Origin of the sequence: Brucella sp. HL-2, assembly GCF_025846885.2 — a bacterium.
In the GTDB taxonomy this organism is placed as follows: domain Bacteria; phylum Pseudomonadota; class Alphaproteobacteria; order Rhizobiales; family Rhizobiaceae; genus Brucella; species Brucella quorumnocens.
Genome location: NZ_JAOYTK010000018.1, coordinates 32,730 through 54,929, shown reverse-complemented (window position 1 = coordinate 54,929; position 22,200 = coordinate 32,730). Strand labels below are relative to the sequence as shown.

Sequence of the window (22,200 nt, the reverse complement as noted above, 5' to 3'; positions counted from 1 at the left end):
AGGGGGCCGATTTAGGATCCCTATTTTCCTCGGGCGTTTAACGCCGCTGTCATATCCCCGGCGTTGCGCCACCGTCCACATTAATGACCGTTCCATGCACATAGGCAGCGGCCGGGCTACACAGGAAGCGCACAACGTCAGCAACTTCATCTGCCTCGCCATAACGTTGTATGCCTTGGGCTTCGCGAATTTCTTCGCGCGCAGCTTCAATGGAAATATTGCGTTCTTTTGCCAATACTTCTATCCGGCGCCCGAGGCGGTCAGTCACGATATGACCGGGACAGAGCGTGTTGATCCGCATGCCTGTTCCCTGCGCACGCTTGGAAATCGCCTTTGTAAAGTTGATGAGCGCCGAATTAACCGATCCACCAATGGTAAAATCCGGCTCAGGCGTATGCGCTCCAACGCCCGATATGTTCACAATAGTACCTTTGCTCTGAGACAAGGCATCCCATGCAGCCCGACAAAACCGAACGGTCGCATGGAACTTGAGTGCAAATCCCTCATGAAAATCTTCGTCGGTCAGCGATAAGAAATCACCTCGTTTGGTTGCGCCAGCGTTGTTGATCAGGGCATCAATTTGTCCGGTCGCGGCGAGCGTTTCAGATACGACTTTTTCAGCAGCTCCCGCCTTAGACAGATCGGCGGCAATGAGAATGATCTGAGGCGAACCTGCCGCGCTGGCGAGTGCTGCAGTCTCTTCCAACGCCGCCATATCACGAGCACAAAGGCTCAGTGCGAATCCGTCTTTTGCCAGTCCAATGGCAAAGGCCCGACCCAGTCCACGGCTTGCTCCAGTCACAATTGCAGTGCGCATTTTTTACTCTCTCGTGGATGCTGCTGACGCAATCTTAGATTTTTCTATTTAAATACAACGAATTAAGAGAATAATCGTAAAATCGCCCCGAGTTGATTTTTCATTATTGTATTACGGTATGATCATGCTATCGTATTCTCGCGCTGTCAATCGGGGTTGCGGTTTTTGAATTACTGGGGTCGCGTGAGCGATCTGCTTCAAAGACCGTCCCTTCCGGAACTGAGGAGTCAGATGCAAGGCTGTGGTGGATTAAAAATCAGCCGGAATGGGTTCCGTTACGAGGCGGTGCATCGGGTTGTCGTCGCGACTGCTGCGCAGCGCAAGCGGATTGGATCCGGACTGACGCCAGCACGGCGTTCCATAGGAATTTCTGCTCGGGTTGCCCAGTCACTGCCTTTGTGGCCGCACCAGATGCGCTGCACTGCCATTTCGTTACCCACTGAGTTCAGCTGGAAGACATTGCCCGTTTTTACGTCGACGCCAAAGCTGAATGATCGGCTGGCGCCGGGGCTGACTTCACCAAGGTCGGCTGAAAACCAATGCGCGATGGAAGCAGAGCATACCAATGCGGTTTTGCCACTGTTTTCGACCGTAATATCAAGCGACTGGTCGTTAACCGCAGCAGATGCTGCGTTTAGGCCAAGAATTGCTGTAGCAAGAAAGGTGAGGTGAGTTTTCATTTTGAATTCTGCTCCGGGTTATACTTCAAAAATCATCCGGTATTGAGTAAATAGTCAATAAAAATCTATAAAAGGGAACAATAAAATGAGAAAAAAAATAACAGGAACAGTCAGTGGTGCTGTGCTGGCTCTTGCCTTTAGTGGTTGGATGGCAAGCCGTGCTTTGGCCGAGGAGATTACATCCATCGCCATTCTGGCCCCGGAAATGGGGACCGATATGGGCTGGAACCAGCAGGGTGTCGATGCTGCGAAGGCCGCAGGTGAGGCCGCTGGTGTAAAGGTGGTTGTTGCTGAAAATCTGGGTTATGGCGATGTTCGCCCGACGTTGCGCGAGCTTGCTGAAGATGGCGCTGGTCTGTTGATTGCCCACGCATCCGGTTACAACACAGCCGCACCAGAAATCAGTGCCGAAATGAATATTCCAGTCGCTATCGTCGACAGCCCGGACAAGCTTGCTGAAGGCAAGATTGCTGATTACACGGCGGCTGGCAGCGACGGTGCTTATCTCGCAGGACGACTGGCCGCCAAGACGAGCAGAACCAAGGTTGTTGGTATTGTGGTATCCGGTGAGCCGCCATCGTGGAACAATATGTCGGTTGCTTTTGCGCAAGGCGTGAAGGCAGAGAACCCAGCCGTTGAAGTTCGCTATGCCGTGATCGGACCGGCTGCTTATGCTGATGCCGCCGGTGGTAAGCGTGTGGCTGAAACCGTTATAGCCTCTGGTGCCGACATTATCTTCGGACAGGGCAACGGTTCGAGTTTCGGCATGTTGCAAGCCGTTGAAACGACGCCGGCCACCGATGGCGGAAAAGCCTATTTCATCGATGTTATCGGCGATAAGACGTCAATTGATAAAGGCAATCTTCTTTCATCCGTTATCTGGGATCTGACGCCGGTTTACGTCGACATGATCAAGGATCTGAAGGACGGAAAGTACGGTAGCCGCAACTATAACATCAAACTCAGTGATGGTAGTCTTCGTCTTCTGAAGACCAAGAACATACCGGATGATGTCTGGAAAGAAATGGAAGCCTTGCAGGCCGAGGTTGTTTCTGGAGCCATAAAGGTAGAGCCGAAGTTTGATGCGGACAGTGTTCATGCACTGGTAAAAACTGTCGCCTCCAAGTGAGCCAGCCTGCTCTTAAACCCGTCTCATTGCGTTCGCCATACTGCCATTAAAATGGGTCGAATGATGGCGTGCGCAATTCACGAAAACCGTGTTGGATCGCATTTTTAGTTGATCCAACACGGTGTGATGAGGCTGATTTGCATGAAGGATATTGAAATGCAGACGTCAGTGACAAACGCGGCCTTTCCTCCGAATTCCAGTACAAAGCCATTTGTTGGGCTGCGTGGTATTACCAAGCGCTTTCCCGGCGTTATAGCCAATGACAATGTCAGCACAGATATTTGGCCGGGCGAAGTTCATGTTCTGCTTGGCGAAAACGGTGCTGGAAAATCTACATTGGTCGGCATGTTATCGGGGCTTCAGCAGCCAGATAACGGCTGTATCGAGATTGATGGTTCAGCCGTCAATATAACGTCTCCCCGCTATGCCCTCGCATTAGGAATAGGCACGGTGTTTCAGCATTCGATGCTGGTGCCAAGCCTGACGGTTGTCGATAATTTCACCCTTGGTGGGGTATGGTGGCGTAAGCCGGATCGCAGCGGCATTGCAAAGCGTATAGATGAAACTGCAAGCCGCATTGGTCTGCGCGTTGATCCTTTTGCGCTGGTCTCCAGCCTTTCCCTAGGTGAGCGTCAGCAGGTCGAAATTTTGCGCGCTTTGATGCGCGGCAGCCGGTGTCTTATTCTTGATGAGGCGACCGCTATGCTGACCCCCAATGAGGCTGTTTCTCTCGGAGAGTTAATGCGCCGACTGGTTGCCGAGGGGCTTGCGGTCATTTTCATCACGCATAAGCTCAACGAAGCACTGGCATATGGCGACAGGATTTCGGTGTTACGCCTTGGTAAAAATGCCGGCGCTATTACACCTGACGAACTCAATGCGAATAGCGATCAGCGGAATACGGCCAATATAATCCGTTTGATGTTCGGCCAGTCTGCGACTGATGATAGCGCCAGCGACTATCGCGCCACCCGTGAATTGGGTTCCGTGGTGTTGGAGGTTTCAAAGCTAAATTCGAATGCGGGACGTATTCCAGTTCGTGATGTTTCAATTGCGCTGAGATCGAAAGAAGTGCTCGGCATTGCCGGCATCGATGGCAATGGTCAGAAAGAGCTTGCGGAAGCCTTGGCCGGGCAGACGCCTTCCTCGGGAAGTGTGAAGCTGCATGGTGCCGAAATCGGTTCTCTTACAGTGGGAGAACGCCGCGCAGCAGGGCTGCGTTATGTAACTGACGATCGGTTGGGCGAGGGTACTGTCGGTGCATTCTCCGTCGCGACTAACTTTTTGCTCAAGGATATTGGAGCCTCACCTTTCTGGAAAAAAGGTATCGAAAAGCCGCAATCCATTCGTTCGCAGGCTCAGGAACATGTGCGGAATTTTGATATTCGCACGCCGGATGTCCAGACGCCCGTAGGAACATTGTCTGGGGGAAACATTCAGAAAGTTTTGTTGGCGCGTGAGCTGACCGGCTCGGCGGAGGCGGTTATTTTTGCAAAGCCGACTTACGGTCTTGATGTAAAAAATATTCGTGCCACCCGCCAGCGTATCAGCGATGCAGCAGACGCAGGCAAAGCAGTTTTGCTGATTTCGACAGACCTTGATGAGCTGCTTGAACTTGCTGATCGGGTCGCTGTGATTGATCAGGGCAGGTTGGTAGGCACGGTTCAAAATGGTGTGGGCGCACGAGATGCAATCGGCCGCCTTATGAGTGCCGGAGAAGAAGAATGAGCGACCAACAGGCTGGTACGGCGGGAGTGGCGAGCCCGACTATCCGTTCGCCCTTTGCGGCCTGGGGCAAAATACTGACTGTCAGCATTGGCCCACTGATTGCCGCGCTGGTTTTAGGAGGGCTGATCCTTCTTGCCATGGGCGTCAATCCCCTGAGCTACTATGCCTATGTTGTGGAACGGGCAATATTGTCGCCGTCGGGCCTGTCGGCAACGCTGACCCGTATGGGACCGTTTCTCCTGATCGCAGCGAGCCTGATTGTCGCTTTCCGCGCGGGCATCTGGAATCTGGGCGGTGACGGGCAATTTTTGCTGGCGGCTGTTATTGTTGCCGCCACAACGCCGCTGATGCATGCGGCAGGCGTTCCGATCTGGCTTAATCTGGCGCTTGGTCTTCTGATAGGATTGATTATCGGCGCGCTTTGGGGGCTGCTCCCCGCAATGCTGAAAGCCTGGCATGGCATCAATGAAATCATCACAACATTGATGATGAGCTTTCTTGGTGTCTCGCTCGCCAATGTGCTGGTGAAGCTGGCATTTCTCGATCCTTCAACCACCACACCGCAAACCCGTACATTGCCAGTGGATGCGCGACTGCCAAAACTGTTTGATACGACTATCTCTTCGGGGCTGATTGTTGGTTTGGTTGTCATCATTGCCATGCACCTGATGATGACCAAGACCTCTTTTGGCATGAAACTGCGTCTGGTTGGTGCTAATCCACGAGCTGCCGTTCATGCGGGTCTGTCAGTGCCTAAGCTGACGATTGCGGTCTTTGCCATTTCGGCCGGGTTGGCCGGTCTTTCCGGTGCGGTCGATATTCTGGGCACACAAGGCAATGTACGTGCAGACTGGAACCCGGCTTACAGCCTTACTGTCGTGCCTCTGGTGTTTCTTGCCCGGCTTAACGGCTTTGGATCAATCGCCTATGTCTTCTTGTTTTCTGCGCTGACGATTGGCGGCGAGAGTGCCGCACGTCGTCTTGGAGTGCCGAGCTTCTTCTCTCTGGTCATCGTGGCCCTTCTGCTGATCACGCTGGCACTGGCTGAGTATTTCGATAAAAACCGCCAATACCGCGCGGAAATCTGAGGAGACGACAATGTCACTTTTTACCGAAAGTTTCATCATCACCTTGTTCCTCGGAGCGATTGCTGCGGGAACGCCGCTGCTGTTGGCAGGGTTAGGTGAGCAGCTTTCCGAGAAGGCCGGTGTGCTCAATATTGGCCTTGAGGGCATGATCCTCGCGGGCGCATATGCAGGCTTTCTCGTTGCATGGAGCACCGGCAATATGGGGCTTGGCTTCATTGGTGGGGCTCTGGCTGGTGCCTTTGTTGCGACATTTATGGCTCTGCTTTGCGTTCGGCTGGGTCTCAATCAGATTGTTATCGGCATCGCGCTTACCTTGGCGGTGCAAGGCCTGACTGCACTTCTGCATTTTGTGCAGTTTTCAAGCAGTTATCCTCGCCTTGATGGTGCTGCCAAATGGCCGATCTGGCCCTTGTCTGAGATTCCAGTGGTAGGCCCAATCCTGTTTAACCACAATCCGATTGTCTATCTGGCTGTTGCGCTGGTGGCTGTTTTTGCCTGGATTTACAGAATGACGCATTGGGGCACGGCATTGCAGGCGGCGGGTGATAAACCAGCGGCTCTGGATGCAACGGGCGTGGACGTCGTGCGCACCCGTAGCACTGCAGTATTGATAACCGGAGCACTTGCCGGACTTGGCGGAGCCTTCATGTCTGTGGCAGTTGCCGGTGTATTTATTCCGTTCATGAGTCACGGCAATGGCTTTATCGCGATTGTGCTTGCAATGCTGGCACGTGGTAAGCCTCTTTGGGTATTGGGAGGAGCCCTCATATTCGGCGTAAGTCTCTCTCTGGCAACTGCCTTGCAAGTCGCAGGTGTCAATGTACCGACAGATGTTGTTCAGATGCTACCATTTGTTATGGTGATGTTGGTTCTGTTGATTGCAGGTCGAAAGGCTAGTCTTCCGCAGTCATTGGGCGAAAGCTTCGTGCGTGGTGCACGCTGACGAGAGAGCAGAGATATGTAAATCGATAGTGCTTTTGTCTCTCCGTCCGTTATAAAGCCGACAGCAGTGATGAATTTCAGGTCAAACTTCTAGATCGTAGAGGCCATAGGTAGTTGGGCACAGGGCTTAGGCGGAGTCATACCTTTCGCATATGCCGAGCTAGAAAATGTAATTCTGATTTAGGCACATTGCTAGTCCTGCTGCTGTTGAGGGAAAAACACTGACCCCAGCGTATCATCATCTTTATTGGGGTGGGTTGCTTTCGGTTTTTCAGCTGACTTCAAGATTATATCGTTAATGCCAACTCAGCCGGAATTCTGGTGAAAGCTGCTTTAAAATGAATGCAATTGCATGCAACGTGTTGTTCGTTTGATCAAAATTGCGACAGTGATCTATGTTCTTAACTGGACGTCGCAAACAGCCAGTTCATATGCGTGAGAAAACCTCCACGGCTATGTATGAGATTCTCGCGATTAACGATCACAGTCACTGCATTTTCTTCCGCGCCAGAGACGAATGTGTTGGAACGGCTGATCTCTGTCTTGCCGGTTCCGCCCTGATTGGAGATTGACTGGAACAAATTGATTGCAGGTTTCATGAAAGCCTCTTTCAGAATCCGCTTGAAAGTATGGCTCACAATTGCGCGTTAGGTTTACCAAATCTGAGCAAAAAGCGAGGATTGCAACGTTAACGGGTTGTGGCTATTCGCGATCCGGCATGCGCAAGAAATGTTCCATTGTCTCGTCGAGGGACACCCATTCATGTTTCCATTGCTCGAATACGGATAGTGAGGGCGTTACAAAAGCCGGATCGGCAAACGAACCGACTGCCACTCCGATCACGGAGGGAGCAGCTTCGGGCAACCAATAAACGGTTGAGCCGCAATTTGGACAGAAATGCATCCGGACCTTGCGGCCGCTTTCGGCTGTCCGAATGAAATCTGTTGATGCGCCGGAAATTTCAACGCAGTCTATCGAATAGAAGGCATTCGCACTGAACGGCGAACCTGTCCGCCGCTGACAGGCTAAGCAGTGACACAGTGCCGTCAATTGCGGTGGCGCGTGGGACGTTACTGTCAGATTTCCGCAAGCGCATTGAGCATAGGTCATGGATTTCTCCTGATGGTGAGATCGCTTCGATTGAATTGGAATTGGAACGGATCCCGAATGGTCAGAGTGACTCGGGAAGAAGCTGGCTGAGGCTCTGTCTTTGACGAGCAGCCGTTCGGTGCCAGCCCCATCTTGGGTTTCAGCTGCAACATTGGCAGCATCTGAACCAATACTGAACATTATTACCGCTTGACGCTCTATCCGCAACCTCGAATGGAAAGAATTTCTCACGCTTGATTTTGCGCAAGATATTGCAGACGTTGTTGTCTAGGCTCCCAATTGGGAGAAAACATGGGAGGAAAGACATGCAGCATTACAGACTGAAATCGCTTTCCCTTGCCGCTGCTATTGCCGTTGTTGGCCACCTGCCTTCGGCCTACGCGGCATCACCAGCCCCGGCGGAAGGCCAGAACGGCATGGTGGTTACGGCCCAGCATCTTGCCTCGCAGATCGGTGTCGATGTGCTCAAGAACGGCGGCAATGCCGTGGATGCGGCTGTCGCGGTAAGCTATGCACTGGCGGTCGTCTATCCGACTGCTGGAAATCTCGGCGGCGGCGGTTTTATGACGATCCGCTTCAAAGACGGCAAGAGCACCTTTCTTGATTTTCGCGAGCGCGCACCGCTGGCCGCCACCAAGACCATGTATCTGGACAAGGACGGCAAGCCTGTCGAAGGCGCCAGCACAGAAACTTATCTGGCCATCGGCGTACCGGGTACTGTGGCGGGCCTCGAGGAAGCACGCGAAAAATATGGCAGCCGCAAGCGCGAGGAGTTGATCGAGCCGGCACTGAAACTCGCCAAAGAGGGCTTCGCGCTCGAGCTGGGCGATATTCTATCCTTTGCCGATGGCAATGAAAGACTGGCGAAAGACCCGGCCGCTGCGAAAATCTTCCTGAAGGACGGAAAGCCGCTTGGCTTGGGCGAGAAGCTTGTTCAGCCGGATCTGGCAAAATCGCTTTCGGCTATTTCGGAAAAGGGGGCATCGGCCTTCTATCAGGGTGATATCGCCGATCTGATTGTCAAATCGAGCAAGGAAAATGGCGGCATTCTAGCCAAAGCCGATTTCGAGCAATACAAGATCCGAGAGCTGGAGCCGGTCAAGTGCAGCTATCGCGGCTATGAGATCGTCTCATCGCCACCGCCCTCGTCGGGCGGATTGATTATCTGCGAAATCCTGAATGTTCTCGAGGGCTATCCGATTTCCTATTTGGGCTATGGTTCCGCAGAAACCACGCGTTTGATGGTGGAGGCGATGCGCCACGCTTATGTCGATCGCAACACGGCTTTGGGCGACCCAGACTTCATCGACAATCCAATCGAGAAGCTGACCAGCAAGGCCTATGCGGCAGAAATCCGGGGCCGTATCGATCCTTATCGTGCTGGTGTCAGCGAGGCTCTCAAGCCGGCCGAATTCAAGGAGTCTAACGAAACCACGCATTATTCCATCGTGGACAAAGACGGCAATGCGGTCGCCGTGACCTATACGTTGAACGGATCATTCGGCACGGCCAAGGTGGCTGAAGGCACCGGCATTCTTCTCAACAACGAGATGGACGACTTCACCATCAAGCCGGGCGTGGCCAATCTCTATGGTCTCATCCAAGGTGAGGCCAATGCCATTGAACCGCGCAAGTCGCCGCTTTCCTCGATGAGCCCGACCATCGTGTCGAAGGATGGCAAGCCATTCATGGTCATTGGCAGTCCCGGCGGTTCGCGCATCATCACGATCACGTTGGAGGCGATCATGAATGTCATCGATCACGGTATGGACATTCAGGAAGCGATTGACGCTCCGCGCATCCATCACCAATGGCTGCCCGACCGGGTCTATATGGAAGCGAATGCGCTTTCGCCTGATACAATCCGGCTGCTGACTGGCATGGGCTATACGGTCGGAGAGGACAATGACTGGCCGGTCTGGGGTGAGGCAGCAGGCATTCTTGTCGGAGGCAAGGATATGGCGGCCATCGAAAAGGGTGGTGACAGCCGCTATTATGGTGCCATCGACAGCCGTGCCGTCGCTGGTGCCGCGATAGGTTACTAAAGCCGAACCGCACTTGCGGTAGCGAGTCGGCAGACAGGAAGCGAGGAGACGTGATGACTTCACGTCTCCTCGCTATTCAGTCTAATTTTGATCAATCTGCGCTTCTGTCGGGTATTCGCGCAGTTTTCAGTATTTCGACAACCATCTCTGACGCCTTATTGAGCGAACCAACCGGTAGAAATTCGTAAATCGAGTGGAAGTTGTGTGCGCCGCAGAACAGGTTAGGACATGGCAGCCCTTTTTCGGACAGCACCGCACCGTCATAGCCGCCTCGCATCGGTAGCGGTGTCGGTGCAACGCCTATTGCCTTCATGGCCTGAAGGGCAAGCACGACCGGATAACGGTTCTCGCCTTGCAGGCTTTCGGCAGCGTTTCGATAGACGGCCTTGTAGTCTACATGAACTGTGCCGTCGCCATGGAGTTGGTTGAAACTCTGAGCAAGGTTCTCGATAAAGGCACGACGTGTTTCGTAGCCGTCCTTCGTGAAATCGCGAATATCGATAATCAAGCTTGTCTCGGCAACGGTCCCATGAATGCCCTTGGCCCAATAATAGCCTTCAGTGCCTTCAGTATATTCCGGGCGTTCACCACCTGGCATCATTGCAATGAATTGCTGGGCATAGAGAATGGCATTGCGCAGCTTGCCCTTGGCTGACATTGGATGGGCTGGCTGCCCTTTGAAGGTCAGGCGAAATTCGCCTGCGTTCCAGTTCTCATACACGATTTCGCCAATGGCACAGCAATCGAGCGTATAAGCGAAATCGGCCTTCAGGGAATTAACGTCTAGCGCCTTGGCTCCGAGCAGTCCGATTTCTTCATCGGGAACGAACACGACCTTAACTGTGCCGTGCTCAATCTCGGGATGGGTGATCAGGATCTGCATGGCATGCATGATCTCGGCGATGGCGGATTTGTTGTCGGCACCCAGCAGACTGGTGCCGTCCGTAACAATGATCCGCTCACCGACATAACGTTCCAGTTCCGGGAACTCCGCAAGTCGCATGACTGAGCCGGTCGCTTCGTTGAGAAGAATATCCCCGCCCCGGTAGTCCACCACATGAGCGCGGGTGTCAGTCGTATATTCGCTTGACGTATCGAGATGGGCGACCCATGCAATTGTCGGGAATTGTTGATTGGCATTCGGGATATTGGCGGGTAACGTTCCGACAACGATCGAATGATCGCGTTCTTCAACTTCCATGCCCATGGCGCGCATTTCGTTGGCGAGCAGCTTTGCCAGATCGGTTTGTCCCGCGCTCGATGGGAGTTTGTTCGCATTGGGCACAGCGGTTGTGTTGATGCGGGTATAGGCTAGAAAGCGGTCTACGATATCCATCTTATTTTCTCGGCTATTGGTCAACTTGGCTCGGATTTCATCTGAGCACCAAAGAAGAATAGCGGGCGTTCCTGCCCGCTATCCAGAATTCAACGCCAGGGATCAAACCGGCGGGGAGGAAGGTCTATTCGTCGATATCGACATCTTCGAACAGATAGCCACCGAAGGGATCGATGCGGAAGTCTTTAACTTTCTTGCTGATGGGCTGCTCGACGATCTGATGGGCGATTGTCAGCCAAGGAGCCTGTTCCTTGAACACGACCTGTGCCTGTTCGTAGAGCTTGGTCCGTTCTGCCTGGTCGGTTGTCAGTTTGGCAGCCTGAATCAACTTCTCAAAATCCTGATCGCACCAGTTTGCGCGATTGGCACTACCTATAGCCTGGCAGCTCAAAAGTGCGGCAAGGAAATTGTCGGGATCGGCTATGCCACCGGTCCATCCAAGCATAACGGCGCCATCGCGATCTTTATCCAGCGAACGCTTGAGATATTCACCCCAGTCATAGGTGGCGATTTCCGCCGTTACGCCCACTTTGGCGAAGTCCGACTGAATGAGCTCGGCTGCGCGGCGCGCATTGGGCATATAGGGCCGCTGCACAGGCATCGCCCAGATCTTCATCTTCAGATCTTTGACGCCCGCTTCGTCGAGCAACTTGCGTGACTGTTCGAGATCGTAAGCGTCGTCCTTGACGTTCTTGTTATAGCCCCAGACACTTGGCGGCAGCGGGTTGACCGAAACAACTGCTGAACCCAGATAGACTGCATCAATGATTGCAGCCTTATTAACCGCCATGTTCAGCGCCTTGCGGACGCGTACATCGTCAAACGGCTTCTGTTGGGTGTTGTATGCGAGGAAGGACAGGTTCAAACCTTCCTTATTCAGCATTTCGACGGCCGGATCTTTCTTCATCTCCGCAATATCGGCGGGATTGGGAGCGGCAATGACATGACACTCGCCCGACTTCAGTTTCTGATAGCGCACCGCGGCATCAGGCGTGATCGCAAAAATGAGATTATCGATCTTCTGCTTGCCTGCCCAGTAATCGGGATTGGCCTGATAGCGGATGGCGCTATCCTTCTGATAGGCGACGAACTGATAGGGCCCGGTTCCAACAGGTTGCTGGCTGAACTCTGCAATGCGGCCTTCCGCGACGAGCTTGTCAGCATACTCCTTGGACTGAATGACTGCGAATGTAAGTGACAAGGTAGAGATAAATGTTGCTTCTGGATGCGCCAGCACAAACTTGACGGTGTGATCGTCAATCTTTTCGATTTTCTCGATCAGGGAAGGAAAGGAATAGGCCCCGAATTGCGGCCATGTGCCCTGGTTGTAGTAAGGATTATCCTTGTTTCCCTGACGGTCGAAAGTGAAGATCACATCATCTGCATTGAATTCACGCGTCGGGGTGAAAAAACTTGTGGTGTGAAACTTCACGCCCTTTCGCAGGTGAAACGTATATTCCTTGCCATCGGCAGAAACGTCCCAGCTTTCCGCGAGGCCGGGTTCCAGCTCCGTTGAGCCGCGCTTGATCTTGATAAGCCCATTGGAAACATTGCGCGCGGATGCGTCATACACGGCACCGGATGTCGTCTGCGCTGCATCGAACATTTCAGGAGATGCCTCGGAGCAATAGATCAATGTCTTGGCAAAGACTTGTCCAACTGCCGTGCTGTTGAGAGCAGCCGCTACCAGTGCGGCTGAAAATAGTTTTCCATATGTATTCATGAGGCTGCATTCCCTTGCTGGCGACGCGACCGACCTTCGGCGGTGTGTTGTTCAGGATCGATTTTTTCAGATGATTCTAAACAGCGGTGCAGTTTTATATGAGCGCGCAAAGGCTTGTGAAGCAAGCTCAAAAGGCCCTAGCTCGCGCTGCCCGTTCCGGGAATTTCGGGGATCATCTGGCGAAGCAGGTTCCGCAAGATCGAACGCACGGCGGCGGTGGCTGCCGATTGTTCGCGGTCACGAGGCGTGATCAGGCGCACCTCGCGCACAATGGCGGGGTCCGTCAGGGGGCGGGCCACGATGCCGCGACCGCGCAAGGCGGTGAAAGCATAGGCGGGTAGAACTGCGATGCCGGCATTGACCTCCACCAGTGACAGTACCGTATGAATCTGGTTGGCTTCCATATGCGGTCGAAGTGCCAGTTTTGCCTGTTCGAAGCCGATTTCGGTTAAAAGCCGGATATTGCTCTTCTGCGTGAGCGTGATGATCGGCTGATTGTCGAGTTCGGACCAGCCGACCTGCTCATATCCGGCGAAATCGTGATCGGGCGAAACGAAAATCATCAACTGATCGCGTAGTGCCGTCTGGCTTTCAACGTCCGAGTCTTCACCGGAAAAGGTGCCGACACCCAGATCACAACGCCCGTTGCGAACCTGTTCGATGACGATTTCAGGCCCGACATCCTCGATCTTGATGACGAGGTTGGGGTGTTCATCGGCCACACGGCGAACCAGACGCGGAAGCACTGTCGTGCACAGCAATGGCGGGGCGGCGATACTGACCTGTCCGCGCCGCAACTTTCCCAGATCACGCACGACTTCGGCAGCACGATCAATTTCTGCAAGACCGGCAAGTGCACCTTCTGCAAAGGCGCGCCCCGCATCGGTCAGACTGACGCGGCGTGTCGTTCGGTCGAAAAGCCGTGCGTCCAATACTGTCTCTAGGTCGCGGATGGTGTGGGAAAGATTGGCCTGGGTCGTCCTGACACGCTCGGCTGCGCGGGAAAAATTTCCCAGTTCGACCACGGCCTGAAAACATTCGATCTGGCGGAGAGTGGGGCGCATCGGCTCACTTATGAGTTTTTGTTTATGAATATATTCTACTTACAAGACTTCCCGAATGAAAGAAAGTCAGGCTCGATCAGGAAGACGCGGGTATGGAGTGACCCGCCCCCGAAGTGAGGATTCCGATGAAGTATGACCGTCAGAACGCCAAGGCCCATTCGCGCGCTACGATGCGCGGTATCTGGGCTGCGGCAAACACGCCTTTCAACGAGGACGGATCGATCGATGAAGGCGGCTTTCGCAAGAATGTCGACCATTGGATCAACGATCTAGGGATTGACGGACTTTTCGTCGCGGGAAAGCAGGGCGAATTCTTTTCAATGTCGGTTGACGAGCGCAAACGCATGTTCGATCTGGCTGTCTCGGCAGTCGGTGACAAGGCGCAGACGATCATGTCCTGCTCGGACCAGAACATGGATGTGGTTATCGATCTGGCCAAGCATGCGCAGGCCAGTGGTGCCGACTATATTGTCGTCCACGCTCCCGTCCTGCATTTCCTGCGTGCGCAGGACGAAACGCTGCTACGTTACTACGAAACAATTGCCTCGAAGGTGGATATCGGCCTTGCGCTCTGGTCGCATCCCGACAGCGGCTATCTGATGAGTCCAGACCTCTGTAACCGTCTGGCCGATATTGAAACGGTCGTCGCGATCAAATATTCGGTTCCGCGCGAGATGTATCGCAAGCTCACGGAATTGGCGGGTGACCGTATTCTGGTCTCGACCGCATCGGAAGATGAGTGGCTGGACAATATTCTCGAGCTGGGTTGGCAGCTTTATCTTTGCTCTTCGCCGCCCTATACCCTGCAGACCAAGGTTGATCGGCGCATGCGCGATTATACCGATCTGGCCTTTGCGGGCAAAGCTGACGAAGCGCGTGCTGCCTGGCAAAGCCTGGACCCTGTCCGCCATGCCTTCAAGTCGACGCGACCGGCTGAAAAACCCACTTCGCATCAAAAATACTGGCAAGAGCTGCTCGGTCAGGTTGGTGGACCTGTTCGTGCGCCGATGCTTGAACTGACCGACACCGAAAAGCAGGCAATCCGGGAGGCCTTTGATAGCTGCGGTCTCAAACTGTCCTGATCGAACCGAAAAGGGGAACAAGAATGACAAAACTAAGTGCTTTCAATTTTCAAAAATGGATCGATGAACACAAGCACCTACTGAAGCCTCCTGTTGGCAATCAACTGGTGTTCAAGGATGCGGACCTGATGGTCACCGTCGTCGGCGGTCCGAACAAGCGTACCGATTATCACGATGATCCGGTCGAGGAGTTTTTCTACCAGCTCAAGGGCGACATGCTGCTGAAGCTGCACGATACGTCGACGGGCGAATTTTACGATGTGCCGATCCGCGAAGGCGACATCTTCCTTCTGCCCGCGCATATCCGTCATTCGCCGCAGCGCCCGCAGGAAGGCTCCATCGGTCTGGTGATCGAACCGGCTCGCCCTGAGGGCGCTCTCGATGCCGTCGAATGGTATTGCTTCGAATGCAGCGGCCTCGTTCATCGCGCAGAAGTGGATCTGGAATCCATCGTCGACGATCTGCCGCCGCTCTACGCCGCTTTCTACAATGACGAGAAACTGCGGACCTGCCCACATTGCAACACCGTTCATCCTGGCAAGAACCCGCCGGAAGGTTGGGTCGCGCTTTGATGGCGTGCGCCCGGCGAAACAGTCGGGCGTCCATGCATAAGCATAAAAAGACAAGGGGAAATGAAATGAGAAACAAACTTCTGATGATCGGTCTGCTGGCGGGGCTGACGACTGGCGCTGCTGCCGCCGAGCCGGTCAAGATTGGCGTGATTACGACCTTATCGGGTCCGGGCGGTTATCTCGGTCAAGACGTGCGTGATGGCATGAAGCTTGCCATCGATGCAGAAGGCGGCAAACTCGGTGGCGTGCCGGTTGAACTGAAGGTCGAGGACGACGCGGCCAAACCCGGAAACGGACGGCAGATCGCCGAGCGGTTCATGTCGGAAGACGGCGTCAAGCTGTTTACTGGCATCATCTTCTCGAATGTTGCCGGTGCAACGGTGCCGGATATCATCGACAATGGCGGTATCTATATCAGCGCCAACGCCGCGCCGTCGAACATGGCGGGCAAGGGCTGCGATGCGAATTACTTCGTCGTTTCATGGCAGAATGACTCGCTCCATGAGGCATCGGGCATTGCGGCGGAGCAGGAAGGTTTCAAGCGCGCTTTCATTCTTGCGCCGAACTATCAGGCGGGCAAGGATGCGCTGGCGGGCTTCAAGCGCCGGTTCAAGGGCGAGGTTGTCGGTGAAATCTACACCCAGCTCGATCAGACCGATTATTCGGCAGAGATGGCCCAGATACGCGCTGCCAACCCCGATGTGGTCTTCCAGTTTCATCCGGGCGGCATGGGTATTGCGTTTATGCGTCAGTATCAGCAGGCCGGTCTTCTCGGCAAGATTCCGATGGTTCTTTCCGAACCGTCCAGCGATGCTGTGATCCTTAAATCTCTGGGTGATGCTTCGGTCGGGCTCATGGCCACCAGCCACTGGAGTCCGGATATGGATAATGCCGCGAGCAAGGAACTCGTGGCAAAGTGGAAGGCCGCTTATCCTGACCGGCCTTTGACCTATTACGGCACGCAAGGCTACGATGTGGCTCGCCTGATTGCTTCTGCCTTGAAGCAGACCGGCGGCGTTGATGATATCGATGCGGTGCGTGAAGCACTGCGGAAGGCGGATTTCCAGTCGGTACGCGGCAATTTTGCCTTCGGTCCGAACCAGCACCCGCGGCAGGACTGGTATCTCCTTGATGTCGTTAAAGGTGAGGATGGCAATCCAACCACCAGGATCAAGAAGAAGCTGATCGAAAATTACGGTGATTCCTATTCTGCAGAGTGCAAGCTCTGACAGCCACCCTCCGGCGCGCGTGAAAGTGCGCGCCATGCTTCTTTTCATTTCTTATGAAGGTCGTTTCCTCCAATGACACTCATCTTCGAGCAACTTTTGAATGGCCTTCTCTATGGTGTCATGTTGTTCCTTCTGGCGGCAGGGCTGACGCTGATCTTCGGGATCATGGGCGTCATCAATCTCGCTCACGGCTCGCTCTACATGATCGGCGCTTTCATCGGCACGTGGGTGGCCGTGCAGACCGGAAATTTCTGGCTTGGTCTGCCCGCAGCAATTCTGGCGGCGACGATTGCCGGCATCGTGATCGAGCTTGGCATCATGCGAAAGCTCTATCAGCGTGACCATCTGGATCAGGTGCTTGCGACGTTCTCGCTCATTCTGATTTTCAATGAACTGACCGTGCTGATCTTTGGCCGCCAGCCGATTTTCACGCAGTTGCCCGCATCGCTCTCGCAGCCGATCGAGCTGTTTTCAGGCCTCAGCTATCCGCCGTTCCGGCTGCTCATTATCGTGACCGGTTTGCTGGTCGCTGGCGGTCTTTATCTGCTCATCAACCGCACCCGCATCGGTATGCTGGTCCGAGCAGGTTCGACCAACCGTGATATGGTGCGTGCGCTCGGCGTGGATATCCGTCTGCTCTATACTCTGGTGTTTGCACTTGGCGCCGCTTTCGCGGGCCTTGCCGGTTTCATGACCGGGCCGATCCTCGCCGTTCAGGTCGGTATGGGCGAGCAGATCCTGCTTGCCACTTTCGTGGTCGTAGTTATCGGCGGCGTCGGCTCGATTAAGGGAGCCTTCATTGCCGGGATTTCGCTTGGCATCATCGATACCTGCCTGCGCGCCTTTCTGCCTTCCATTCTGCGCCACTTCATGGCTGGGGCCGAAGCCGACGCGCTTGGTGTGGGCATCGCCTCCATGGGCATTTATCTGCTGATGGCCATCGTTCTTCTGTTCCGCCCGAGAGGCCTCTTTCCGGTGGGAGCCTGAATCATGTCATACCGCTTTTTGTTCGTTCTTCTCGGCTGCGTGGTGCTCGCATTATTCCCTTTTGGAGCGGAAGCGCTGGGTCAGACTGCCGCGTCCAGCCTTGTCGCCCGGGTTATGATCTATGCTATCGCCGCAGCCAGCCTCAATCTGATCCTCGGCTATGGCGGGATGGTTTCCTTCGGTCATGCTGCATTCTTTGGAATCGGCTCCTATGTCGTGGGCATCCTTTATTTTCACCACGCTGAGGAGACACTGCTTTTCGGCTTCATTCCGGGTTCTGACCAGTTCCTGATAACCGTGCCAGCGGCAATGCTGGTGGCAGGCCTTGCCGCGTTGGTCATTGGGGCGCTTGCATTGCGCACTTCGGGCGTGCAGTTCATCATGATTACGCTCGCATTTGCGCAAATGCTTTTCTTCCTCTTCGTTTCGCTCAAAACCTATGGCGGTGAAGATGGTATCATCGTTCGTCGGGCAAACGATCTTTTTGGTCTCAGCCTGCGTGACAAGACGACGATGTATTATGTCATCCTCGTCTCGATGATCCTGTATTTCGGCTTCCTTTGGCGGGTTGTGCATTCGTCCTATGGCACGGTGCTATCGGGCATTCGCCAGAGCGAGCGGCGCATGACAGCCATGGGGATCGAAACTTATCGCTACAAGCTCTACGGCTTTGTCCTCGCCGGAATGGGCGCTGGTCTGGCTGGAGCACTTCTCACCATTTTCATGCGTTTTGCGAGCCCCGATACGCTGCACTGGACCAAATCGGGCGAGTTGATGGTGATGGTCATTCTGGGTGGTGTGGGCACCTTCTTCGGTCCTATCTGGGGAGCGGCCGCGTTCCTAGTCCTCCAGACCTATCTCGCCTCCTGGACCGAACATTGGCAGCTCGCCATGGGCATCATTCTGCTTGTCGTCGTTTTGGGAACTAAAGGCGGAATTGTGGGTGGTTGGCGCGCATTTTACCGGCAGTTTCGCAAGGACCGCAAAGTGGAGGTGCCGGCATGACTACGATATTGCAGGTCCGCGATCTGGTGAAGCGCTTTGCCGGACTGGTCGCGACGGACCATGTGACGCTCGACGTCACCGAAGGGCATATCCATGCCCTGATCGGCCCGAACGGGGCAGGAAAATCCACGCTCATCAACCAGCTTTGCGGTGAGCTGACGCCGACATCGGGGACAATCAGCCTGATGGGAGAAGATATCACGAAACTCCCAGGGGCCACGCGTGTTGAACGCGGATTGGGGCGTACATTCCAGATTTCGACGCTTCTGAACGATATGAGTGTGCGCCAGAACATCGCAATGGCGGTGCAGGCGCGAGAAGGGCACAACTTCCGGATTCTCGATAGTCTTAAAAACCGCCGCGCCATCTGGCGTGAGGTTGATGCAATACTCGCAGGAAGCCGCCTGGCCAATCATCCAGAAAAACTGGCAGGGGACCTGTCGAGCGGGGGGCGCAAGCAGCTGGAACTGCTGATGGCGCTGGCCGGAAAGCCCAAGCTCTTGCTTCTCGACGAGCCGATGGCTGGTCTCGGCCATGTTGAAAGCCAGGAAATGATCGAGCTTTTGCAAGGGTTGCGCGGCAAGGTTTCGATGCTGCTTGTCGAGCATGACATGGAGGCGGTGTTTGCGCTCGCCGACCGCATATCGGTGCTGGTCTATGGCCGCGTCATCCTCACGGGTACCGTGGAAGATATACGGGCAAGCGAAGCTGTGCGCGAAGCCTATCTCGGCGGGGAGGAGGAACTGTGCTGAAAATCGAAGGACTTCAGGCCGCTTACGGGCATTCGCAAGTATTGTTTGACGTCTCGTTGGAAGTCAATGAGGGAGAACTGGTAACCCTCATGGGCCGCAACGGTATGGGCAAGACAACCACCATACGCACTTTGATGGGGCTGCTGACCGCCAAAGGCGGGCAGGTCCAGATCGCAGGGCGCGACACGACCAGCTACAGCCCGGAAAAAGTAGCACGTCTTGGTGTCGGTCTTGTACCGGAGGGACGGCAAATTTTCCCGACATTGACGGTGCGGGAAAATCTGGTCGCAACTGCATCGAACCGCTGCAAGCGGCAGTCTCCATGGGATCTTGGCAAGATATATGCGCTTTTCCCACGCATGCAGGAACGGGCGGACCAGACGGCGGGCACGCTTTCGGGCGGCGAGCAGCAGATGCTGGCCATCGGGCGTGCGCTGATGACGAACCCGCATCTTCTGATCCTTGATGAAGCGACGGAAGGTCTTGCCCCTGTCATCCGCACGGAAATCTGGCACTGCATCCTGCAATTGCGCGAAATGGGCCAGTCGATCCTCCTGATCGACAAGAACATAGCCGTTTTGAAGCGGCTGGCGGATCGGCATTATATCGTTGAGAAGGGCCGAACCGTCTGGCGTGGGACAAGTGCCGACCTTGATCGTGACCGTGACCAGGTGCATGCCTATGTCGGAATCTGAGGTAGTCGCGTTCGTTGGATGGGGCGCTATCAGCAAGCGGGTTGCAGAGCTTCTGGCCGAACGGAAAAGTTGCGTAAAAATTGGTGCCATCGCAGTGCGCGACAGGTCTGCTTCTCGTGAAGGAATACCTGCTGGCGCAGTGCTTATTGAAGACCCTGCAGAGCTTGCTGCCACCGGTGCAAGTCTCGTCGTGGAGGCGGCAGGCCGCCCCAGCGTCTTGCCATGGGGCGAAGCAGCTTTTGCTGCCGGAATGGATTTCGCGGTTTCGTCGACATCGGCTTTCGTCGACGATGCTTTGTTTCAAAGGCTGAAGGACGTCGCAGCGGCCAGTGGTGCGAAACTGATTATTCCACCCGGTGCGCTGGGCGGTATTGATGCGCTTTCGGCAGCAAGCCGACTTTCAATTGCAAGCGTCGAGCATCGCATCATCAAGCCTGCAAAAGCCTGGGAGGGGACACCGGCGGCCCAACTGATACCGCTCGATGAAATCAGTGAAGCCACGGTCTTCTTCACGGATACCGCTCGCAAGGCCGCGGATGCCTTTCCGCAAAATGCAAATGTCGCCGTGATTACCTCGCTAGCAGGGATTGGTATCGATCATACCCGTGTCACATTGGTCGCAGATCCAACAGCGCGCCTCAACACACATGAGATCATTGCCGAAGGCGCTTTCGGCAGGATGCATCTGCGTTTCGAAAATGGTCCGCTGGCGACCAATCCGAAATCATCCGAGATGACGGCACTCAATCTTGTGCGCTTGATTGAGAACCGGGCTGTTACCACGGTGATCTGATGCGCCTACCGCAAGTGAAAGGCCCCGTATAGCGGCGGGGCTTTCTACTCGGTAAATCCTATTCCGCATCCATCTTGCATTGCGCGGCATAGATATCACCATGCGCGGTCAAGACTTTTTTCTCGGTCTTCAGATAGGGCTTGCCGTTGCCATTCTCGGCGACGCCGAGCGCGTACCAGTCCTGAACGGGATGCTGGTTTGGTCCCAGTTTGAATTCTCCGCGTACGGAAGGGATTTGCGCGGAAAGCAATGCCTTGCGGAACGCCTTTGCATCAATGTCATCGCTGGAGACGCCCGCAAGACCAGCACCCATCATTAACGCTGCGTCATAGCCTTGTGCAGCATAATAGGTGATCGGGCGGTCCGCGAATTTCGCTTTCCAGGCTGCAACGAATTTCTTGTTTTCCGGGTTGTCGAAATCGTCGTTCCAGTGGCTTGTCACCCGCACGCCGTCGGCTGCTTTTCCCACCACATTGACGATGACCTGATCGAGCGATGCCGGATGAACAACCATCGGGATTTCTGTCAGCAGGCCTGACTGCTGATATTGCTGCAAAAATGCAATGCCCATGCCACCCGGTTCAAATTCATAGACCATAGCTGGGTTTGCGGCGCGTATTTGGGCGATTTCTGCGGCAAAATCGGTCTGGTCCATCTGAGTATAGACTTCCCCTACGATTTTGCCCTTGTAGAAGCGCTTGAAAGCATCCATCGTCTCGCGACCGGCCTGATAGTTAGGAGCAATCAGGAATGCCGATGGATAGTTCATCGATTGCGCCAGCGCGCCGGCACTTTCGCCCTGGCTGTCATCCTGCCAGGAGCTGACGAAGTAATTTGGATGACATTCCTTGCCTGCAAATTCGGCAGAGGCGGTGTTTGGGCTGACATAGATGCCACCCTCATCGAGAATATCGGCGAGAGCTGCACCAGCGACATTGGCGAAGACCATGCCGGTAAAGAGCTTTACACCCTGTTCGGTCAACATGGCTTCGGCGATCTGCTTGGCATTGCCCGGCTTGAGGCCGTCATCCTCGACCTTGAGCGTGACTGATTTTCCTCCCAGTTCACCGCCATTCTGATCGATTGCCAGCTGGAAACCGTCACGAATATCCTGCCCGAGGTAACCAGCAGGGCCGGACAGGGTGGTGATCATGCCGATAGTAACGGGTTCCTTGGCGAAGGCAGCAACTGTCCCGGCCAACGTTAGATAGAGTGCCGAAGCACCAAGCAGCGAAAGCTTGAGCATGAAAGTTCCTCTCTTGATTGTCCTTTACGACCTTTTCTCTGTCCCGTGCTTGGATGCGCGGTTTCGGACAGGAGGTCTTGCCGGTCATTTCATGCTGAAACTTGAAGCCCGTAAACTGAACACTCTTCGCACTGCTATGAAGCTTGGGAATATCAGAATGGGGTGCACAGATATTGT

Annotated in this window: 21 protein-coding genes; 13 read left to right on the top strand and 8 right to left on the bottom strand. The window is 54.6% G+C overall.

The window, feature by feature from the left end:
- Nucleotides 1-49: 49 nt before the first annotated feature.
- A complete protein-coding gene (locus OIV19_RS17195) occupies nucleotides 50-817 on the bottom strand; it encodes an SDR family oxidoreductase (RefSeq protein ID WP_264232406.1) in 768 nt (255 codons plus the stop codon).
- 275 nt (nucleotides 818-1,092) lie between these two features.
- A complete protein-coding gene (locus OIV19_RS17190) occupies nucleotides 1,093-1,497 on the bottom strand; it encodes a hypothetical protein (RefSeq protein ID WP_264232405.1) in 405 nt (134 codons plus the stop codon).
- Between the two features lie 85 nt (nucleotides 1,498-1,582).
- Between OIV19_RS17190 and OIV19_RS17185 the strand changes: the two genes are divergently transcribed.
- From OIV19_RS17185 to OIV19_RS17170, 4 genes are all read left to right on the top strand, one after another.
- Nucleotides 1,583-2,626, top strand: a complete 1,044-nt coding sequence (locus OIV19_RS17185) for a putative B6 ABC transporter substrate-binding protein (RefSeq protein WP_264232404.1) — start codon at nucleotides 1,583-1,585, stop codon at nucleotides 2,624-2,626.
- 141 nt (nucleotides 2,627-2,767) lie between these two features.
- Complete coding sequence (locus OIV19_RS17180; RefSeq protein WP_264232403.1) at nucleotides 2,768-4,354, top strand: putative B6 ABC transporter ATP-binding protein; 1,587 nt, start codon at nucleotides 2,768-2,770, stop codon at nucleotides 4,352-4,354.
- A complete protein-coding gene (locus OIV19_RS17175; RefSeq protein ID WP_264232402.1) occupies nucleotides 4,351-5,442 on the top strand; it encodes a putative B6 ABC transporter permease subunit 2 in 1,092 nt (363 codons plus the stop codon). Before OIV19_RS17180 ends, OIV19_RS17175 begins: the two co-directional genes overlap by 4 nt.
- A 10-nt stretch (nucleotides 5,443-5,452) precedes the next feature.
- Nucleotides 5,453-6,385: a putative B6 ABC transporter permease subunit 1 gene (locus tag OIV19_RS17170; RefSeq protein ID WP_264232401.1), complete on the top strand. Its 933-nt coding sequence runs from the start codon at nucleotides 5,453-5,455 to the stop codon at nucleotides 6,383-6,385.
- 400 nt (nucleotides 6,386-6,785) lie between these two features.
- Here the strand turns inward: OIV19_RS17170 and OIV19_RS17165 are convergent, their stop codons facing one another.
- Both OIV19_RS17165 and OIV19_RS17160 read right to left on the bottom strand, forming a co-directional pair.
- Nucleotides 6,786-6,983 carry a hypothetical protein gene (locus tag OIV19_RS17165; protein WP_264232400.1) on the bottom strand — a complete coding sequence of 66 codons (198 nt, stop codon included), beginning with the start codon at nucleotides 6,981-6,983 and terminating at the stop codon, nucleotides 6,786-6,788.
- Nucleotides 6,984-7,086: 103 nt separating this feature from the next.
- A complete protein-coding gene (locus OIV19_RS17160; protein ID WP_264232399.1) occupies nucleotides 7,087-7,494 on the bottom strand; it encodes a GFA family protein in 408 nt (135 codons plus the stop codon).
- A 305-nt stretch (nucleotides 7,495-7,799) separates the two neighbouring features.
- On the opposite strand from OIV19_RS17160, the gene ggt reads away from it, so the two are divergent.
- Nucleotides 7,800-9,539: a gamma-glutamyltransferase gene (gene ggt / locus OIV19_RS17155; RefSeq protein WP_264232398.1), complete on the top strand. Its 1,740-nt coding sequence runs from the start codon at nucleotides 7,800-7,802 to the stop codon at nucleotides 9,537-9,539.
- A gap of 91 nt (nucleotides 9,540-9,630) precedes the next feature.
- On the opposite strand, the gene pepT is transcribed toward ggt, so the two are convergent.
- The 3 genes from pepT to OIV19_RS17140 form a co-directional block, all read right to left on the bottom strand.
- A complete protein-coding gene (gene pepT, locus OIV19_RS17150; RefSeq protein ID WP_264232397.1) occupies nucleotides 9,631-10,875 on the bottom strand; it encodes a peptidase T in 1,245 nt (414 codons plus the stop codon).
- 124 nt (nucleotides 10,876-10,999) lie between these two features.
- Nucleotides 11,000-12,598, bottom strand: coding sequence for an ABC transporter substrate-binding protein (locus OIV19_RS17145; RefSeq protein ID WP_264232396.1), 1,599 nt, complete (start codon nucleotides 12,596-12,598; stop codon nucleotides 11,000-11,002).
- A 137-nt stretch (nucleotides 12,599-12,735) separates the two neighbouring features.
- On the bottom strand, nucleotides 12,736-13,662 hold the full coding sequence (locus OIV19_RS17140; protein WP_264232395.1) for a LysR family transcriptional regulator: 927 nt from the start codon (nucleotides 13,660-13,662) through the stop codon (nucleotides 12,736-12,738).
- 125 nt (nucleotides 13,663-13,787) lie between these two features.
- On the opposite strand from OIV19_RS17140, the gene OIV19_RS17135 reads away from it, so the two are divergent.
- The 8 genes from OIV19_RS17135 (at nucleotide 13,788) to OIV19_RS17100 (ending at nucleotide 20,777) form a co-directional block, all read left to right on the top strand.
- On the top strand, nucleotides 13,788-14,744 hold the full coding sequence (locus tag OIV19_RS17135; RefSeq protein ID WP_264232394.1) for a dihydrodipicolinate synthase family protein: 957 nt from the start codon (nucleotides 13,788-13,790) through the stop codon (nucleotides 14,742-14,744).
- Between the two features lie 23 nt (nucleotides 14,745-14,767).
- Nucleotides 14,768-15,316, top strand: coding sequence for a 3-hydroxyanthranilate 3,4-dioxygenase (locus OIV19_RS17130; protein WP_185919357.1), 549 nt, complete (start codon nucleotides 14,768-14,770; stop codon nucleotides 15,314-15,316).
- Nucleotides 15,317-15,381: 65 nt separating this feature from the next.
- Nucleotides 15,382-16,545: an ABC transporter substrate-binding protein gene (locus tag OIV19_RS17125; protein ID WP_264232393.1), complete on the top strand. Its 1,164-nt coding sequence runs from the start codon at nucleotides 15,382-15,384 to the stop codon at nucleotides 16,543-16,545.
- A gap of 72 nt (nucleotides 16,546-16,617) precedes the next feature.
- Nucleotides 16,618-17,532, top strand: coding sequence for a branched-chain amino acid ABC transporter permease (locus tag OIV19_RS17120; protein ID WP_264232392.1), 915 nt, complete (start codon nucleotides 16,618-16,620; stop codon nucleotides 17,530-17,532).
- Between the two features lie 3 nt (nucleotides 17,533-17,535).
- Complete coding sequence (locus tag OIV19_RS17115; RefSeq protein ID WP_264232391.1) at nucleotides 17,536-18,537, top strand: branched-chain amino acid ABC transporter permease; 1,002 nt, start codon at nucleotides 17,536-17,538, stop codon at nucleotides 18,535-18,537.
- Nucleotides 18,534-19,289, top strand: a complete 756-nt coding sequence (locus tag OIV19_RS17110) for an ABC transporter ATP-binding protein (RefSeq protein WP_264232390.1) — start codon at nucleotides 18,534-18,536, stop codon at nucleotides 19,287-19,289. Before OIV19_RS17115 ends, OIV19_RS17110 begins: the two co-directional genes overlap by 4 nt.
- Nucleotides 19,283-19,984 carry a branched-chain amino acid ABC transporter ATP-binding protein gene (locus OIV19_RS17105; RefSeq protein WP_264232389.1) on the top strand — a complete coding sequence of 234 codons (702 nt, stop codon included), beginning with the start codon at nucleotides 19,283-19,285 and terminating at the stop codon, nucleotides 19,982-19,984. Before OIV19_RS17110 ends, OIV19_RS17105 begins: the two co-directional genes overlap by 7 nt.
- Entirely contained in the window at nucleotides 19,971-20,777 is an 807-nt protein-coding gene (locus OIV19_RS17100) for an aspartate dehydrogenase (RefSeq protein WP_140021704.1), read from the top strand. Before OIV19_RS17105 ends, OIV19_RS17100 begins: the two co-directional genes overlap by 14 nt.
- 58 nt (nucleotides 20,778-20,835) lie before the next feature.
- On the opposite strand, the gene OIV19_RS17095 is transcribed toward OIV19_RS17100, so the two are convergent.
- Nucleotides 20,836-22,023: an ABC transporter substrate-binding protein gene (locus OIV19_RS17095; protein ID WP_264232388.1), complete on the bottom strand. Its 1,188-nt coding sequence runs from the start codon at nucleotides 22,021-22,023 to the stop codon at nucleotides 20,836-20,838.
- Nucleotides 22,024-22,200: the final 177 nt, after the last annotated feature.

Coding starts and splice junctions, on each gene's coding strand:
- OIV19_RS17135 (WP_264232394.1), top strand. CDS start 13,788: ATGAAGTATGACCGTCAGAACGCCAAGGCCCATTCGCGCGCTACGATG.
- OIV19_RS17145 (WP_264232396.1), bottom strand. CDS start 12,598: ATGAATACATATGGAAAACTATTTTCAGCCGCACTGGTAGCGGCTGCT.
- OIV19_RS17130 (WP_185919357.1), top strand. CDS start 14,768: ATGACAAAACTAAGTGCTTTCAATTTTCAAAAATGGATCGATGAACAC.
- OIV19_RS17175 (WP_264232402.1), top strand. CDS start 4,351: ATGAGCGACCAACAGGCTGGTACGGCGGGAGTGGCGAGCCCGACTATC.
- OIV19_RS17160 (WP_264232399.1), bottom strand. CDS start 7,494: ATGACCTATGCTCAATGCGCTTGCGGAAATCTGACAGTAACGTCCCAC.
- OIV19_RS17185 (WP_264232404.1), top strand. CDS start 1,583: ATGAGAAAAAAAATAACAGGAACAGTCAGTGGTGCTGTGCTGGCTCTT.
- OIV19_RS17115 (WP_264232391.1), top strand. CDS start 17,536: ATGTCATACCGCTTTTTGTTCGTTCTTCTCGGCTGCGTGGTGCTCGCA.
- OIV19_RS17095 (WP_264232388.1), bottom strand. CDS start 22,023: ATGCTCAAGCTTTCGCTGCTTGGTGCTTCGGCACTCTATCTAACGTTG.
- OIV19_RS17165 (WP_264232400.1), bottom strand. CDS start 6,983: ATGAAACCTGCAATCAATTTGTTCCAGTCAATCTCCAATCAGGGCGGA.
- OIV19_RS17100 (WP_140021704.1), top strand. CDS start 19,971: ATGTCGGAATCTGAGGTAGTCGCGTTCGTTGGATGGGGCGCTATCAGC.
- OIV19_RS17120 (WP_264232392.1), top strand. CDS start 16,618: ATGACACTCATCTTCGAGCAACTTTTGAATGGCCTTCTCTATGGTGTC.
- pepT (WP_264232397.1), bottom strand. CDS start 10,875: ATGGATATCGTAGACCGCTTTCTAGCCTATACCCGCATCAACACAACC.
- ggt (WP_264232398.1), top strand. CDS start 7,800: ATGCAGCATTACAGACTGAAATCGCTTTCCCTTGCCGCTGCTATTGCC.
- OIV19_RS17140 (WP_264232395.1), bottom strand. CDS start 13,662: ATGCGCCCCACTCTCCGCCAGATCGAATGTTTTCAGGCCGTGGTCGAA.
- OIV19_RS17180 (WP_264232403.1), top strand. CDS start 2,768: ATGAAGGATATTGAAATGCAGACGTCAGTGACAAACGCGGCCTTTCCT.
- OIV19_RS17125 (WP_264232393.1), top strand. CDS start 15,382: ATGAGAAACAAACTTCTGATGATCGGTCTGCTGGCGGGGCTGACGACT.
- OIV19_RS17110 (WP_264232390.1), top strand. CDS start 18,534: ATGACTACGATATTGCAGGTCCGCGATCTGGTGAAGCGCTTTGCCGGA.
- OIV19_RS17170 (WP_264232401.1), top strand. CDS start 5,453: ATGTCACTTTTTACCGAAAGTTTCATCATCACCTTGTTCCTCGGAGCG.
- OIV19_RS17190 (WP_264232405.1), bottom strand. CDS start 1,497: ATGAAAACTCACCTCACCTTTCTTGCTACAGCAATTCTTGGCCTAAAC.
- OIV19_RS17195 (WP_264232406.1), bottom strand. CDS start 817: ATGCGCACTGCAATTGTGACTGGAGCAAGCCGTGGACTGGGTCGGGCC.